Origin of the sequence: Pseudonocardia halophobica, from assembly GCF_027922425.1 — a bacterium.
GTDB classification, from domain to species: domain Bacteria; phylum Actinomycetota; class Actinomycetes; order Mycobacteriales; family Pseudonocardiaceae; genus Pseudonocardia; species Pseudonocardia halophobica.
In genome coordinates this window covers 49,101-62,126 of the sequence record NZ_BSFQ01000015.1, presented here as the reverse complement: position 1 = coordinate 62,126, position 13,026 = coordinate 49,101, and the positions used below count along the sequence as shown (strand labels likewise).

General features: G+C 72.7%; 14 protein-coding genes. 3 read left to right on the top strand and 11 right to left on the bottom strand.

All coding sequences use genetic code 11. The annotated features are described in order from the left end of the window. Nucleotides 1–10: 10 nt before the first annotated feature. From PKE99_RS18625 to PKE99_RS18575, 11 genes are all read right to left on the bottom strand, one after another. A complete protein-coding gene (locus PKE99_RS18625) occupies nt 11–694 on the bottom strand; it encodes a GltB/FmdC/FwdC-like GXGXG domain-containing protein (protein ID WP_037047703.1) in 684 nt (227 codons plus the stop codon). Beyond that, nucleotides 691–1,602: a class II glutamine amidotransferase gene (locus PKE99_RS18620; RefSeq protein ID WP_051737663.1), complete on the bottom strand. Its 912-nt coding sequence runs from the start codon at nt 1,600–1,602 to the stop codon at nt 691–693. Before PKE99_RS18620 ends, PKE99_RS18625 begins: the two co-directional genes overlap by 4 nt. Before the next feature lie 29 nt (nt 1,603–1,631). Beyond that, nucleotides 1,632–3,008, bottom strand: coding sequence for a type III glutamate--ammonia ligase (glnT, locus tag PKE99_RS18615; RefSeq protein WP_037047701.1), 1,377 nt, complete (start codon nt 3,006–3,008; stop codon nt 1,632–1,634). A 104-nt stretch (nt 3,009–3,112) separates the two neighbouring features. Then, on the bottom strand, nt 3,113–4,090 hold the full coding sequence (locus tag PKE99_RS18610; RefSeq protein WP_063739790.1) for a heme-dependent oxidative N-demethylase family protein: 978 nt from the start codon (nt 4,088–4,090) through the stop codon (nt 3,113–3,115). Continuing rightward, on the bottom strand, nt 4,087–5,019 hold the full coding sequence (locus PKE99_RS18605; protein ID WP_037047699.1) for a PDR/VanB family oxidoreductase: 933 nt from the start codon (nt 5,017–5,019) through the stop codon (nt 4,087–4,089). The genes PKE99_RS18610 and PKE99_RS18605 overlap by 4 nt, the downstream gene beginning before the upstream one ends. After that, nucleotides 5,016–5,540 carry a dimethylamine monooxygenase subunit DmmA family protein gene (locus PKE99_RS18600; protein ID WP_037047697.1) on the bottom strand — a complete coding sequence of 175 codons (525 nt, stop codon included), beginning with the start codon at nt 5,538–5,540 and terminating at the stop codon, nt 5,016–5,018. The genes PKE99_RS18605 and PKE99_RS18600 overlap by 4 nt, the downstream gene beginning before the upstream one ends. 44 nt (nt 5,541–5,584) lie before the next feature. Next, nucleotides 5,585–5,944, bottom strand: coding sequence for a cupin domain-containing protein (locus PKE99_RS18595; RefSeq protein WP_037047695.1), 360 nt, complete (start codon nt 5,942–5,944; stop codon nt 5,585–5,587). A 28-nt stretch (nt 5,945–5,972) separates the two neighbouring features. After that, nucleotides 5,973–7,325, bottom strand: a complete 1,353-nt coding sequence (locus tag PKE99_RS18590; protein WP_037047693.1) for an ammonium transporter — start codon at nt 7,323–7,325, stop codon at nt 5,973–5,975. A 141-nt stretch (nt 7,326–7,466) separates the two neighbouring features. Beyond that, entirely contained in the window at nt 7,467–7,730 is a 264-nt protein-coding gene (locus tag PKE99_RS18585; protein WP_156067705.1) for a hypothetical protein, read from the bottom strand. A 126-nt stretch (nt 7,731–7,856) separates the two neighbouring features. Further along, the gene (locus PKE99_RS18580; protein ID WP_037047689.1) at nt 7,857–8,459 is read right to left on the bottom strand and encodes an ATP-binding protein; all 603 of its coding nucleotides are present in this window, start codon (nt 8,457–8,459) and stop codon (nt 7,857–7,859) included. 220 nt (nt 8,460–8,679) lie between these two features. Continuing rightward, nucleotides 8,680–9,978 (bottom strand): aspartate aminotransferase family protein, encoded by a 1,299-nt coding sequence (locus PKE99_RS18575; RefSeq protein WP_037047687.1) that lies wholly within the window; start codon nt 9,976–9,978, stop codon nt 8,680–8,682. A 172-nt stretch (nt 9,979–10,150) separates the two neighbouring features. Between PKE99_RS18575 and PKE99_RS18570 the strand changes: the two genes are divergently transcribed. The 3 genes from PKE99_RS18570 (at nt 10,151) to PKE99_RS18555 (ending at nt 12,513) form a co-directional block, all read left to right on the top strand. Continuing rightward, nucleotides 10,151–11,353, top strand: coding sequence for a cytochrome P450 (locus PKE99_RS18570; protein WP_037047686.1), 1,203 nt, complete (start codon nt 10,151–10,153; stop codon nt 11,351–11,353). Nucleotides 11,354–11,707: 354 nt separating this feature from the next. Continuing rightward, nucleotides 11,708–12,346 (top strand): type IV toxin-antitoxin system AbiEi family antitoxin, encoded by a 639-nt coding sequence (locus tag PKE99_RS18560; RefSeq protein WP_037047939.1) that lies wholly within the window; start codon nt 11,708–11,710, stop codon nt 12,344–12,346. A 2-nt stretch (nt 12,347–12,348) separates the two neighbouring features. Continuing rightward, nucleotides 12,349–12,513: a hypothetical protein gene (locus PKE99_RS18555; protein WP_156067704.1), complete on the top strand. Its 165-nt coding sequence runs from the start codon at nt 12,349–12,351 to the stop codon at nt 12,511–12,513. Nucleotides 12,514–13,026 lie beyond the last annotated feature (513 nt).

Here is a 13,026-nt window from a genome sequence, read left to right as displayed (position 1 = left end):
GTCGTCTTCCTCAGTACGTGTTGTGCGCGGCGAAGTGGTAGAGCCGGCGGGCGGAGCCGTAGCGGCGGAACTCGGCCGGGTCGTGCGCCATCCCGGCGGCGGTGAGCAGCTCGGCGAGCTCGGCGAGGTGCTCCGCGCGCATCTCCTTCTCGACGCAGTCCGCGCCGAGGGAGCCGACGGTGCCGCGGACGTAGAGGCGGGCCTCGTAGATCGAGTCGCCGAGGTCGGCGCCGGCGTTCCCGCAGACGACGAGCCTTCCGGCCTGGGCCATGAACGCCGACATCGGGCCGATGTCACCGCCGACGACGATGTCCACGCCCTTCATCGAGATCCCGCACCGCATCGACGCCGAGCCCTCGACGACCAGCAGGCCACCGTGGGCGGTCGCGCCCGCGGACTGCGAGGCGTCGCCGGTGACCCGCACGGTGCCGGACATCATGTTCTCGGCGACGCCGGTGCCGGCGTTGCCGTGCACGGTGATCGTGCCGCCGTCGTTCATGCCGGCGGCGTAGTAGCCGGCGTGCCCGCGGACGTCGACGGTGATCGGGGTGGCCACACCGGCGGCGATGGCGTGCGCGCCCTGCGGGTGCTCGACGGCGTAGTGGGTCGCCTTGGGAGCGTGCAGTTCGGCGTTGAGCTCGCGGACCGAGGTGGTGGCGAGGTCGACGACGGTCGTCTCGAGCGTGCTGGTCACGCGGTCACTCCTTGACCCTGCAGTGGAATCGAGCGCTGCCAGTGGTAGACGCGCTCGGGCTCGGGCTCGTAGATCCGGGCGTCGGAGATCCCGGGCAGGTCGGCCAGTGCCCGGAACTCCGAGGCCATGGCCACCCAGCGGTCGGTCTCGGCGATGATCGCCGGCTTGCAGGCGATGGCGTCGCGGACCACGGCGAACCCGTCCGCGCTGGTCACGAGCAGGGTGTAGAAGCCGTCGAACCGCTCGCAGACCAGGCGCAGCGCCTTGTCCAGGTCCTCGCCCTGGGCCAGCCGGTCGGCGACGAACCGGGCGCCGACCTCGGAGTCGTTCTCCGAGTCGAACACGTGCCCGGCCGCGATCAGCTCGCGGCGGATCGTGGCGTGGTTGGCGAAGGACCCGTTGTGCACCAGGCACTGGTCCGGGCCGACCGAGAACGGGTGGCAGCCCTCGGGGGTCACCGCGGACTCGGTGGCCATCCGGGTGTGCGCCAGGCCCTGCCATCCCTGCGCGGCGGCGAGGTCGTAGGTCTCGGCGAGGGCGCGCGGGTGGCCGGTCCCTTTGTAGACGGTCAGGTCGGTGCCCGAGCCGACCACGGTCGCGTCCGGCAACGCGGTGCGCACCGCGGCGACCAGCGCGTCGGGGGAGACCGGGGCGGCGAGGACGGTGGTGTCGCCGGCCTCGGTGACGAGCAGTTCGGGAAGACCCAGCACACCGAAGTCGGTGCCTGCGGGGACCAGGACCGACACCGCGGCGTGGCCCTCGGGGCAGCGGCGGCGGTCACCGTAGACGGCGACGCCGGCCGAGTCGGGGCCGCGCTCGACGACCTGGCACAGCATGGTCTCCAGCAGGCGGCCGAGCTGCGGGTACAGCTCGGGGTCGCGCAGGTGGAGTCCGACGATCCCGCACACGGGCCGTCTCCTCTCTCGTGGGTGAAGGGTCAGAAAGCGGTGAGGTAGCGGTCGTGCTCCCAGGAGCCGACCGTGCCGTGCCAGTCGAAGAACTCCTCGCGCTTGAGGGCGGCGAAGTACTCCGCGACCCCGGGTCCGGCGGCGTCGAGCCCGGCGGTGACGACCGGGTCGGCGCCCAGGGCCTCGACGGCGTGCAGCAGCGTCGGCGGCAGCTCGGGTCGCACGACCCCGTCGGTACCCGGTGCGCCGGGGTCGACGTCCCGCGCGATGCCGTCGAGCCCGGCGGCGAGGGCGGCGGCGAGGGCGAGGTAGGGGTTGGCCGATCCGTCGCCGCCACGCAGCTCGATGCGGTGGTGGTCGGGGATCCGCACGAAGTGGGTGCGGTCGTTGCCGCCGTAGGTGGCCCGGCGCGGGGACCAGGTCGCGCCGGAGCGGGTCGAGGTGGCGCCGGTGCGCTTGTAGGAGTTCACCGTGGGCGCGAGCACCGCCTGCATCCCGGGCGCGTGGTCGAGGATGCCGCCGAGGAAGCGGTAGGCGAGCTCGGAGAGCCCGAAGCCGCGGGCGTCGTCGGCGTCCGGGAACCGGGGCTCGCCGTCGCGCCACAGCGACAGGTGCAGGTGCATGCCGGAGCCGGTGCGGTCGGCGAAGGGCTTGGGCATGAACGTCGCGGTCATCCCGCGCTGCTCGGCCAGCACCGAGATCAGGTAGCGGGCGGTGATGACGCGGTCGGCGGTGGTGAGGGCGTCGGCGTAGGCGAAGTTCTGCTCGAACTGGCCGTTGGCGTCCTCGTGGTCGTTGGCGTAGTTGCCCCAGCCCAGCGCGTTCATCGCGGCGGAGATGCCGGTGAGGTGGTCGTACATGCGGGTCAGGCCGCGGGCGTCGTAACAGGGCCGGGCCTCGACGTCCTTGCTGTCGGCGGGGGCGAGGGTGCCGTCGGCGTCGCGACGGACGAGGAAGTACTCGACCTCGGCCCCGGCGAACAGCTCCAGGTCCTGCGCCTTCGCCTCGGCCAGGAGCTTCTTGAGGATGACCCGCGGGGCGAAGTGCCACGGCCGGCCCTCGACGTGCGGGTCGCAGTGCACCAGCGCCAGGCCCTCGCGCACCCAGGGCAGCGGGGTGTAGCTGTCCAGGTCGGGGATCGCGATCAGGTCCGGGTCGCAGGGCTGCTGCCCGATCGCGCCGACCGCGTACCCGGCGAACCCGACGCCCTCGTGCTGCAGCTCGTCGGCGGCCTCGACCGGCACCAGCTTGGCGCACGGCTTGCCGGTCAGGTCGACGAACAGCGCCAGCAGGAACCGCACCCCGTCGGCCTGGGCGCGCTCGGCCAGCGACGGCGTCGTCACTGCGGCCGCCGGCGTCGCCGGCGCGGGCTCGGTGCGGGGGAGGGTGGAGGTGTCGGAGGCCATCGTGGTGGTCCCTTCGTCGTGTCGCAGTGAGAAACATAGTCTCTGTTGGGGAAACTTGGAAGACCTGCGAACGCTCCCGCCGATGTGGCGGGCGCGACGCGCCGTCAGGTGTCGAGCAGCCAGTGGGCGGCGGCGTCGCGGTAGCGGACGAGGCCCTTGTAGTCGGCCATGTCCTCGGGCAGCTCGGCCAGGACGCGACCGAGCCGCTCCCGCCACGCGGGTACCGAGGCGAGCTCGTCGAGCGCGACGAGGTAGGTGCGGATCAGGAACATGATCGCGCCGGAGGCGCCGAGCCGGATCAGGTGCTGCACCTCCACGCGCAGGTGCAGGCGCCGCGCGAGCTCGGCGGGCCCGGCGTCGACGATCGCCCGCCGGTCCGGTCCCCACTCGGGGTAGACCTCGGTCGACTGGTCGAGCCGGCGGTCGACGGACATGCTCCAGTTCGTGCGGCGGCACTCCTCGCCGGGCTGCAGGCGCATGAGGAAGCGCTCGGCCCGCGAGATGATGCCTTCCTCGTGGATGCGGGGAACGGGGCCGTGGACCTCGAGGAAGCGCATGCCGACGTCGAAGCCCAGCGACCAGTCGGCGGCGAAGGTGACGACGCCCGCGTCGGCCCACAGCGACCCCTCGCGCTGGTCGAGCAGCACGACGTCGTCCTGGATCTGGCTGCCGAGGAAGCCGAGCGGGCCGCCGGGCAGGCTGTCGTCCGCGCCCTCGGTGAAGCGTTGTTCGACGCCGAGCAGGGAGTTGCGCCAGACGAAGGTCGGGCCGTCCTGCTCGAGCGACATCGATCCGGGGTGCTGCGCGTGCAGTTCGCGCAGCACGGTCAGGAGCGCGTCCCAGGCCGCCGGGCGCATGTGCGGCAGGACCTGCAGGCGGGACGGGTCCGCCGCCAGGATCCGCCGTCGTTCGGCCAGTTCGGCGGCGTAGTCGTCGTCGAGGTGCAGGATTCCCGCGCCCCAGCTCCCGGCCTCGGTCTCCACCGGGACCCGGGCGGGCTCGACGTTGGTCGAGTACCGGTAGCTGTCGGCGCGGAAGGGGAACGGGAAGGTCGCGAGCCGTGGGCTGACGGACAGGGTCACAGGTCGATCTCCAGGGTCTCGGTCTTGCTGCGGGACACGCAGCACATCACCGCCGCGCCGCGCTCGTCGTCGGCGAGGAACTCGTCGCGGTGCAGCGGCGTGCCGGCCAGGACGGGGACCTTGCACTCGCCGCAGACGCCCTGCCGGCACATGTTCGGCACCGCCACCCCGGCCTCGTGGAGGGCGTCGAGCAGGCTCCGGCCGGAGGGGACGCGGACGTCGCGGCCGGACCGGGCGAGCCGGGCCACGAACTCGCGGCCCGGGTCCAGCGCGGCGGGCACGAACCGCTCGAGGTGCAGCCGCTCCGGCGGCCAGCCGGCTGCAGCGGCGTCGGCGAGGACGCGGTCCAGGAGCGGGCCGGGCCCGCAGACGTAGAGGTGCGTGCCGATCGGCTGGCCGGTGAGGGCCTTGTCGAGCAGGCGCCCGAACTCGTCCTCGTCGGTCGTCTCGGCGAGGCGGTCGCCCAGCAGCGCGGCCAGCTCGTCGCTGAACGCCTCGCTCCCGGGCCGGTGCACGTAGATCAGATCGACGTCCCGGCCCCACCGCACCGCGTCGCGGGCGTGCGCCAGCATCGGGGTGATCCCGATCCCGCCGGCGACGAGCAGGTGCCGGCGGGCGGTGCTGACCGGGGCGAAGGCGCTGCGCGGGCGGGACACCGTCACCGTGTCGCCGACCCGCAGCGAGTGCATGTGGCCCGAGCCGCCCGCCCCGTCGGACTTGTGCAGCACCGCGATCCGGTACTCGCGGGGGTCGGCGCCCGGGTTGGTGAGCGAGTAGGCGTTGCGCCGCCCCTCGCCGCAGTCGACGACGACGTGGCTGCCCGCCGGGTGGGCCGGCAGCACGCCGCCGTCGGTGCGGGAGAAGGAGAGCTCCCGGATGCCGGGAGCGATCTCCTCGCTGTGGCCGACGACCAGGGCCAGGGTGGTCACACGGCCTCCCCGTCGATCGTCTCGGCGTCGACCATGAACCCCAGGTAGGCGGCGTTGCGCCGGGAGACGTGGTGGTGGACCAGCAGCGAGCGGCCGCAGCCGGAGCAGCCGGTCACGTCCCCGGTCGCCACCTCGGCGAGCGTGGTGGTGTCGCAGTGCGAGCACCACACGCGGCGGTGCCGGTCGTCGGTGACCAGGAGGGTGATCTCCGCGTCGAGCAGGCCGCCGCTGGTCGCGACGGCCCGGGCGGCGAGCACGTCGGCCTGGGGGCCGGCGAGCATCAGCCGCCAGCCCACCCGCGCCGCCTCCACCCGTTCGGCGAGCTCGGCCAGGACCTCGTCGGCCGAGCCGCCGTGCCGGGCCCAGACCGGACGGCCGAGCTCGACGACCTGGCGGTGCCACCCCTCGGCCGTCGGCCGGGCGTCCGGGCCGAACGACAGGATCGCGTAGCTCCGCCCGGTCCGGTCGAGGCCAGGGTCGGAGGTCGGCCAGCGCGGGACGCTGGTGTGCGCGGAACCCATGGGTCCGTTCTCCTCTCGAGGGGAAGCGGCGCGGGGAGGGCAGGTCAGGGCGCGAAGCTGCGGTGGCCGGCGTAGAACCCGAGCGCCCGGTCCGGGGTCTCGAACTTCACCGTGGTGCCCTTCGGGAAGAACAGCACGTCCCCCTTGTGGGCCTCCACGACCTGGCCGGTGTCCTGGTCGGTGAGGACGAACGTGCCGTCGACGACGAACTTGGTCTCGTCGTAGGTGTACTCGTAGACCAGCGGTTCGGAGGCCTTGAGCTCGAAGAATCCCGAGCAGATGACCGCGCCCCCGGGGTTGCGGAACGAGTCGCCGATCCAGGCCTCGCAGCCCGGCTCGTTCATCGAGGGCAGGTTCTCGTCACCCTTCTCGACCTTCATGATCGCGCCTTCGACGGTGGTCATGCCGTGTCCCTTCGTCCGTGTCGGGGGGTCAGTCGCGGGCCGGGGCCGGCCCGTCGGTGGCGAGGGCGGCCTCGGCGGAGGCGACGACCTCGTGCTCGCGGGTGGCGAGGTCCGCGGCCGGGGCGTGCACGTGGCCGTCGAGGTCGTAGGCCTGCTCGCCGTGCACCCGGACGTCGACGCCCTCGGTCTCCACCTCGCGCGAGAGGCGCAGCCCCAGGGTAAGGTCGATGACCTTCGCGATCACCCACGTCACGGCGAAGGAGTAGGCGAGCACGGCGACCACCGCGACGGCCTGGATGCCGAGGACGGAGAACCCGCCGCCGTAGAACAGACCGGCGGCGCCGTTGGGGGCGTCCGGGTCGGCGAAGAAGCCGATCAGCAGGGTGCCGAGGACACCGCCGACCAGGTGGACGCCGACGACGTCGAGGCTGTCGTCGTAGCCCAGCCGGTACTTGAGACGGATGGCGAAGGCGCAGACCACGCCGGCCAGCAGGCCGATCGCCAGGGCGCCGAGCGGGGACACCGCGCCGCAGGCCGGGGTGATGGCGACGAGCCCGGCGACGACGCCGGAGACCCCGCCGAGGGTGGTCGCGTGCTTGTCCATGATCCGCTCGACGGCCAGCCAGCCCAGCATCGCGGCGCAGGCGGCGTTGAAGGTGGTGAGCAGCACGACCGACGCGCTGTTGCCCGCGGCCAGGGCGGAGCCGCCGTTGAAGCCGAACCAGCCGAACCACAGGATCCCGCCGCCGAGCGCGGTGAACGGGACGTTGTTCGGGCGGGGCTGGCGCGGCCACCCGAGCCGCCTGCCCAGCACCAGGATGATCGCGAGCGCGGCGATGCCGGAGTTGATGTGCACCGCCGTGCCGCCGGCGAAGTCGATCGCGCCCAGCTCGTTGGCGATCCAGCCGCCGAGCAGGCTGCCGTCGGCGGAGTCGAAGGCGAACACCCAGTGTGCGATCGGCAGGTAGACCAGCGTCACCCAGACCGCGCAGAACACCAGCCACGAGCCGAAGCGGACCCGGTCCACCACGGCGCCGCAGATGATCGCGACCGTGATCGCCGCGAACAGCGCCTGGAAGACGGCGACGAGCGCGGGTGGCAGCGTCGCGTTCGGGTCCTCGGCGATCAGGTTGCCCAGGCCGAGGTGCGCGGTGACGTCACCGAGCAGGCCTGCGCCGCCGTAGGAGTTCCCGAAGACGGCGGAGTAGCCGAACAGCGTCCAGACGAACGCGGTCACGGCGACCGCGCCGAAGGTCATCATGACGACGTTGAGGATGCTGCGCGCCCCCACCATGCCGCCGTAGAACAGGGCCAGCCCGGGGACCATGAGGCTCACGCCCATGGTGGCGGCCAGGATCCAAGCCGTACTTGCTGCGTCCATCGCGGCTCCTCGCGCGGTGGGCACGAGACGAGGTCTCGTGTCGTGAACCAGAGTCGCACCAGAGGAAATAGCGTGGTTGTGACGGGCAGCGTCTCCGGTTGTGTCGGTTGTGTTTCCGACGCGGGCGGAGGAGCGGCCGCGCTACCGGTGCGGGGAGCGCTCGGGATCGCCTGGCAGGTCCGGGTCCTCGTCCGGGGTGGCGGTGGCCGCCAGGAGCTGCCGGGCCGGGGCCTCCTCGGAGGCGGCGACGAGCACGCGGACCCCCTGGAGCTGGAGCTGGGGTTCCTGGCCCCCGGCGTCGTCGGCGGACACCGCGGCCCACAGCCCGCCGCTGCGCAGCAGCCCGACGAGCAGGTCCGCCTCGGAGCGGCTGGACACGACGGTCAGCACGACGACGTCGTCCACGATCTCCACCTTCCCGTGGCCGGTCAGGACAGGGCTCGCACCGCCGAGGTGCCCGACCGAGCGTGCACACTCGTCGTCCGACGGCGATGCCGCCTCCCTCGGTGGAGGTGAATCGACGTTCTCCGGTCAGGCACGGGGCGTGTGCGACGGCATCAGCGGGCTGAGCATGCACACCACCGTGCCCGTGGTGGCCGGGGAGAACCAGGTGCTGCCGGGAAGACCCGAGGCCCGACAGCTCGGCCCGAGCTTGTCCTCGCCGCCGACGTGCCGGAAGCGTGAGCGGAGCCGCGGGTCGAACGAGTTGCGGGACGGCCAGAGCGACACGTCGTCCATGAGATTCTCGATCAGCGCCAGGCCCGCGCCGGGGTGGACACCCGGGTCGACGAGACGCCAGGAGCCACGGTCGGCCACGGTGACCCGGACACGTTGGCCGGCCGGCTCGCGGATCAGCTCCGCGTCGGCCCGGACCAGGCCAAGGACGTTCGGGTAGGCGTGCAGGACGACGTTCGACACCGCCTCGTCGGTCACCGCGACGAGCTCCGCCGAGAGCCGGACGGCGTGGCGGACCCTGCACAGCCAGTGGATCAGCGAGACGCGCATCGGCGCCAGGATCTTCGGCAGTGCCGGGGCGGTCATCTGCCACCGGCTCGACGACGCCCGCATCTCGGTCGGTGGCTCGAACGACCACGACCCGTCCGCGCCAGGGGGCTCCTCGTTCCGCTCGAACACCGTCCACGACTCCCTGGTTGCTGTGGTCTCAACAACGCCCGGCGGCACGGCCATCTACCCGGCGCTTGCCGGAGCAAACACCGGCAGGCACTGTTCCCCGTGGCGCCGACGCGGCAGCCGAGGGCGGCGAGCTCCACGAGCTCATGACCGGTGACGACGCCCCCTCGGCCTGATCGTGTGTCCGCCGGACCGGAGCAGGGCCACCGACCCGGCGACGGCGTCACCCTGTCGCGCCGCTCCTGGTGTCGGTGAGGGCAGCGTCGAGGATCTCCACGCCCCGGTCGATCTCGGCCTCGGTGCAGGTCAGCGGCGGGGCGATGCGGAAGGTGCCACCCATGCCCGGCAGCTGGACGATGTTCATGTGCAGGCCGAGCTCCGCGCACCGGCGGGTGACCGCGGCCCCGAGCCGGTCGGCGTCGCCCCAGACCTCGTCGTCGACCAGCTCCAGCCCGACGAGGAGACCCCGCCCGCGGACGTCGCCGATCACCTTGTGCCGGGACGCCAGCTCGTCCAGCCCGCTGCGCAGGCGGTCCCCGAGCTCGCGGGCGCGCAGGTCGAGCCGGTCCCGGCCGAGCACGTCGAGCACCGTGTTCCCGACGGCTGCGGGCAGCGGGTCGTTGCCGTGCGTGGTGAGGAAGAGGAAGCCGCGCTCGTGGGCCCGTTCCTCGATCTCGGCGCTGGTCAGCACCGCGGACAGCGGCAGCCCGGCGCCGAGGGTCTTGGAGAGGGTGAGGATGTCGGGGACCACGCCGTCGCGTTGGAAGGCGTACCAGTCGCCGGTGCGGCACAGCCCGGTCTGGGCCTCGTCGAGGATCAGCAGCATGCCGCGCTCGTGGCACTTGTCGCGCAGTGCCGCGAGGTAGCCGGGTGGGAGGTCGACGACCCCGCCCGAGCTGAGGACGGGCTCGACGAGGCAGGCGGCGAGGCTGCCGACGGACTGGGCGTCGATGAGGTCGAAGCCGAGGTCGAGCTGGCGGCGCCAGTCGAGGTTCCCGTCCGCGTCGACGAGTGGCGGGCGGAACCGGTCCGGGACGGGCAGCGCGAAGTTGCCCGGTGCGCCCGGTCCGTAGCCGACCCGCCCGGCGCTGTAGGTGGCGGCGGCGGCACCGCCGGTCATCCCGTGCCAGGAGCGGGCGAAGGACACGACCTCGTGACGACCGGTGACGAGCTTGGCCATCCGGAGCGCGGCCTCGTTCGCCTCCGCCCCGGTCGACAGGAACATCGCCTTCTCCAGCGGCGGGGGCAGCGTGTCCGCCAGCCGCCGGGCGAGGTCGAGGACCGGACGGCTGAGCATGCCGCTGTAGAGGTGGTCGAGCCGGCCGACCTGCTCGCGGACGGTGGCGACGATCTCCGGGTGGGAGTGCCCGAGGATCGCGCTCATCTGTCCGGAGGTGAAGTCGAGGAGCTCGCACCCGTCCCCGGTGACCACCCAGCTGCCCCGGGCGTGGTCGACGATCCCGGGGCTGAAGGAGCCGTACCCCAGGTAGTGGATCAGGTTCGCGGTGGTGTCGGCCTCCATGCACCCCGACGCTACGAAGTCGCCGTGCACGCGTCCATCACGCCCTTCCCGAGCGCGAGGCCTCCGGCCGCGCGTGCAGTGGTGATGAAGGCGCCGTGAAACCGGCAGGTCCGACGCTCTCCGTAGACGCGGTGGGCGCCGGGCTCCCGCACAGGTCAGGCCGAGGAGAGCAATGACCGTCGACCACACCCTCACGACCTTCCCGACCACCCGTCCGGCCGGATGTCCCTTCGACCCGCCCCCGGAGCTGATCCAGGCCCGCGAGCACGGCCCGATCAGCCGCTACACGTTCCCCGGCGGGGAGCCCGGCTGGCTGGTCACCGGATTCGACCTGGTCAGGGCGGTCCTCGCCGATCCGCGGTTCAGCTCGCGCAAGGAGCTCATGCGCCACCCGCTGATCGACGTCACCGGCATGGACATCCCGCCGGCGCCGCCCGGCGAGTTCCTCCTCATGGACGAGCCACGGCACGGGCGCTACCGGAAACCGCTGGTGGGCAGGTTCACCGTGCGGCGGATGCGGCTGCTCACCGAACGCGTCGAGCAGATCACCGCCGAGCACCTGGACGCGATGGAGAAGGCGGGGCCGCCCACGGACCTGGTGGGCGCCTTCGCCACGCCCATCCCCGCGATCGTGATCTGCGAGCTGCTGGGGGTGCCGTACGAGGACCGGGACTCCTTCCAGGAGCAGGTCGAGTCGTTCATGAGCGGGGAGACCAGCGACGAGGACCTGCTCGCGGCCTACACCGCGACCCAGGAGTACCTCGCGGAGCTGGTGGCCGCCAAGCGCGCGAACCCGACCGACGACCTGCTGAGCGACCTCACCGACAGCGACCTGACCGACGAGGAGCTGAAGGGGATGAGCCTGGTCCTCCTGGCGGCCGGGCTCGACACCACCGCGAACATGCTGGCGCTGGGCACCTTCGCGCTGCTGCGCAACCCGGCGCAGCTGGCCGCGCTGCGCGCCGATCCCACGCTCGTCGACGTGGCCGTGGAGGAGCTGCTGCGGTACCTGAGCGTCGCCAAGACGTTCATGAGGACGGCGCTGGAGGACGTCGAGCTGGGCGGCCGGACCATCGAGGCCGGGACGACGGTGATCGCCTCGTACAGCACCGCCAACCGCGACCCCGAGCGCTTCGCCGATCCCCACGTGCTCGACCTCCGGCGGCGGGACGGCGCGCACCTGGCGTTCGGCCACGGCATCCACCAGTGCCTGGGGCAGCAGCTGGCCCGCGTCGAGATGCGGGTCGCGTTCCCCGCACTGTTCGACCGCTTCCCCACGTTGCGCCTGGCCGTGCCGCCCGACGAGGTCGGCCTGCGCCCGGAGACCGCGGACATCTACGGGGTCACGAGCCTCCCCGTCACCTGGGACGGGTGAGCCGGCCGGTGATCGAGGCGGCCGTCGTAGCGGTCACCCGCGGCTCCTCCGCCCGTACTCCTCGCGGAACGTCGCCTCCATCCGGTCCATGTCCTCGATCTCGGAAGGGTCGACGCTCTCGTTCGGGGCGTGGATGAGGCAGCGCGGCTCCTCGACGCCGAGAGCATGATCTCGGCGTCGGGGAAGGTGTCCTGGAAGACGTTGCAGAGCGGGATGGAGCCGCCCTGGCGCTGGTGACGTCACGGCCGTAGACGTCCTTCATGGCGGCGGCCACGTCGTCTCGCTCGGCGTCCGTCGCTGTGTGGCGTCGGAAGTGTCACAGCTGTGGCTTTCGACCTCACGGAGGTGACAGTGATGGTGCGGGTCGCGGCGCGCGTTCCCCCTGAGCTGCTCCGCCGCGGGCGGGTTCTCCGTCCTGTTGACGCCGAGGACGTGTACAGCAACCCTCGTCCGGAGTTCGCCCGGTTGGAGCGGGCAGGGGCGTTGCACCGGCTGGCGCCGGGGTTGTTCGTGGCGGTGCCGGACGATCGTCTGGGCAAGGGCTGGCGGCCCTCGTTGGAGGCCGTGGCGTTGGGTGTGGCGGGAACGGGTGGTCACGGGGCCGAGAGCGCGCTGATGGGGATCAGCGCCGCTCGCGTCCATGGTGCGATCCCGCGGGCGCTGAACGTGGCGGTCGTCGCCGTTCAGCGTCACCGGCGCACGTTGCAGCTCGTCGACCGTCGGGCGAGCGTCCTGTTCGTCCGCCGCGACGTCGCGCGCCTGGACCTCCAACGTCACCGCACGGAGCTGGGGCAGGGGTGGGTGACCACGGTCGAGCAGACCGTGCTCGATCTTCTCGGCCGTCCTGACCTCGGCGGAATCCCCGACGCCGCGGGTGAGGCCGCAGCCGCGCTGATCGCCCGGGCGGATGTCGCGTTGCTGGAGGAGCTCGCGACGCAGCAGCGCCGGCGGCGGGTCGTCGATGTCGCGCTCGCGGCCCGGCGAGAAGCCTGATCGTGCTCGATCCGGCCGAGCTGCAGGACGTCGCCGCCACCTTCGGCGTGGACGAGGCGCAGGTCGTACGCGACCACCTGATCTCGCACCTGCTCGCTGCGGCCAGCGCCGAGGCCGGTGACGACGTCGTGTTGTTCGGCGGTACCGCCCTGGCGCGGACCGTCTAGTCGGATGGTCGGCTCTCCGAGGACATCGACCTGCTCGCCACGGGTCGACGATCCGAGATCGCCGGGCGGCTCACAGCGGCGCTTCCCCGTGGTGCAGGGGCGGGACCACCGTCCTCCCCGGCCTGCTGTCGATCTCCGAACGCCAGCTGCGGCGGCGGTGCCGCGCGGCCGTCGGGGTGGGCCCGAAGGAGCTCCAGCGCATCCTGCGCTTCCACGGCGTCACCGCGCGCATCCAGGCGGCCGTCGACGGTTCGCCCGGGGACCTCGCGGGGCTGGGCGGTCGAGGCCGGCTACCACGACCAGGCCCACCTGACCCGGGAGTGCCGCCGGCTCGCGGGCGTGACGCCGGCGGAGTTCCTCGCCCGGTACCGCGCGGCGTGCGCCTGCGGCGACGACCTACCCGGTCCCGTCGCGTACCTGCGGCCGAGAGCACCGCGTTGCTCAACGCGCTGTCCGCCGCGACCACGTGGGGCGTGCGCCGGTTCGCCGTCGCGAGCTCGATCGCCGTCTACG

Coding starts and splice junctions, on each gene's coding strand:
- glnT (WP_037047701.1), bottom strand. CDS start 3,008: ATGGCCTCCGACACCTCCACCCTCCCCCGCACCGAGCCCGCGCCGGCG.
- PKE99_RS18600 (WP_037047697.1), bottom strand. CDS start 5,540: ATGGGTTCCGCGCACACCAGCGTCCCGCGCTGGCCGACCTCCGACCCT.
- PKE99_RS18595 (WP_037047695.1), bottom strand. CDS start 5,944: ATGACCACCGTCGAAGGCGCGATCATGAAGGTCGAGAAGGGTGACGAG.
- PKE99_RS18590 (WP_037047693.1), bottom strand. CDS start 7,325: ATGGACGCAGCAAGTACGGCTTGGATCCTGGCCGCCACCATGGGCGTG.
- PKE99_RS18575 (WP_037047687.1), bottom strand. CDS start 9,978: ATGGAGGCCGACACCACCGCGAACCTGATCCACTACCTGGGGTACGGC.
- PKE99_RS18570 (WP_037047686.1), top strand. CDS start 10,151: ATGACCGTCGACCACACCCTCACGACCTTCCCGACCACCCGTCCGGCC.
- PKE99_RS18560 (WP_037047939.1), top strand. CDS start 11,708: ATGGTGCGGGTCGCGGCGCGCGTTCCCCCTGAGCTGCTCCGCCGCGGG.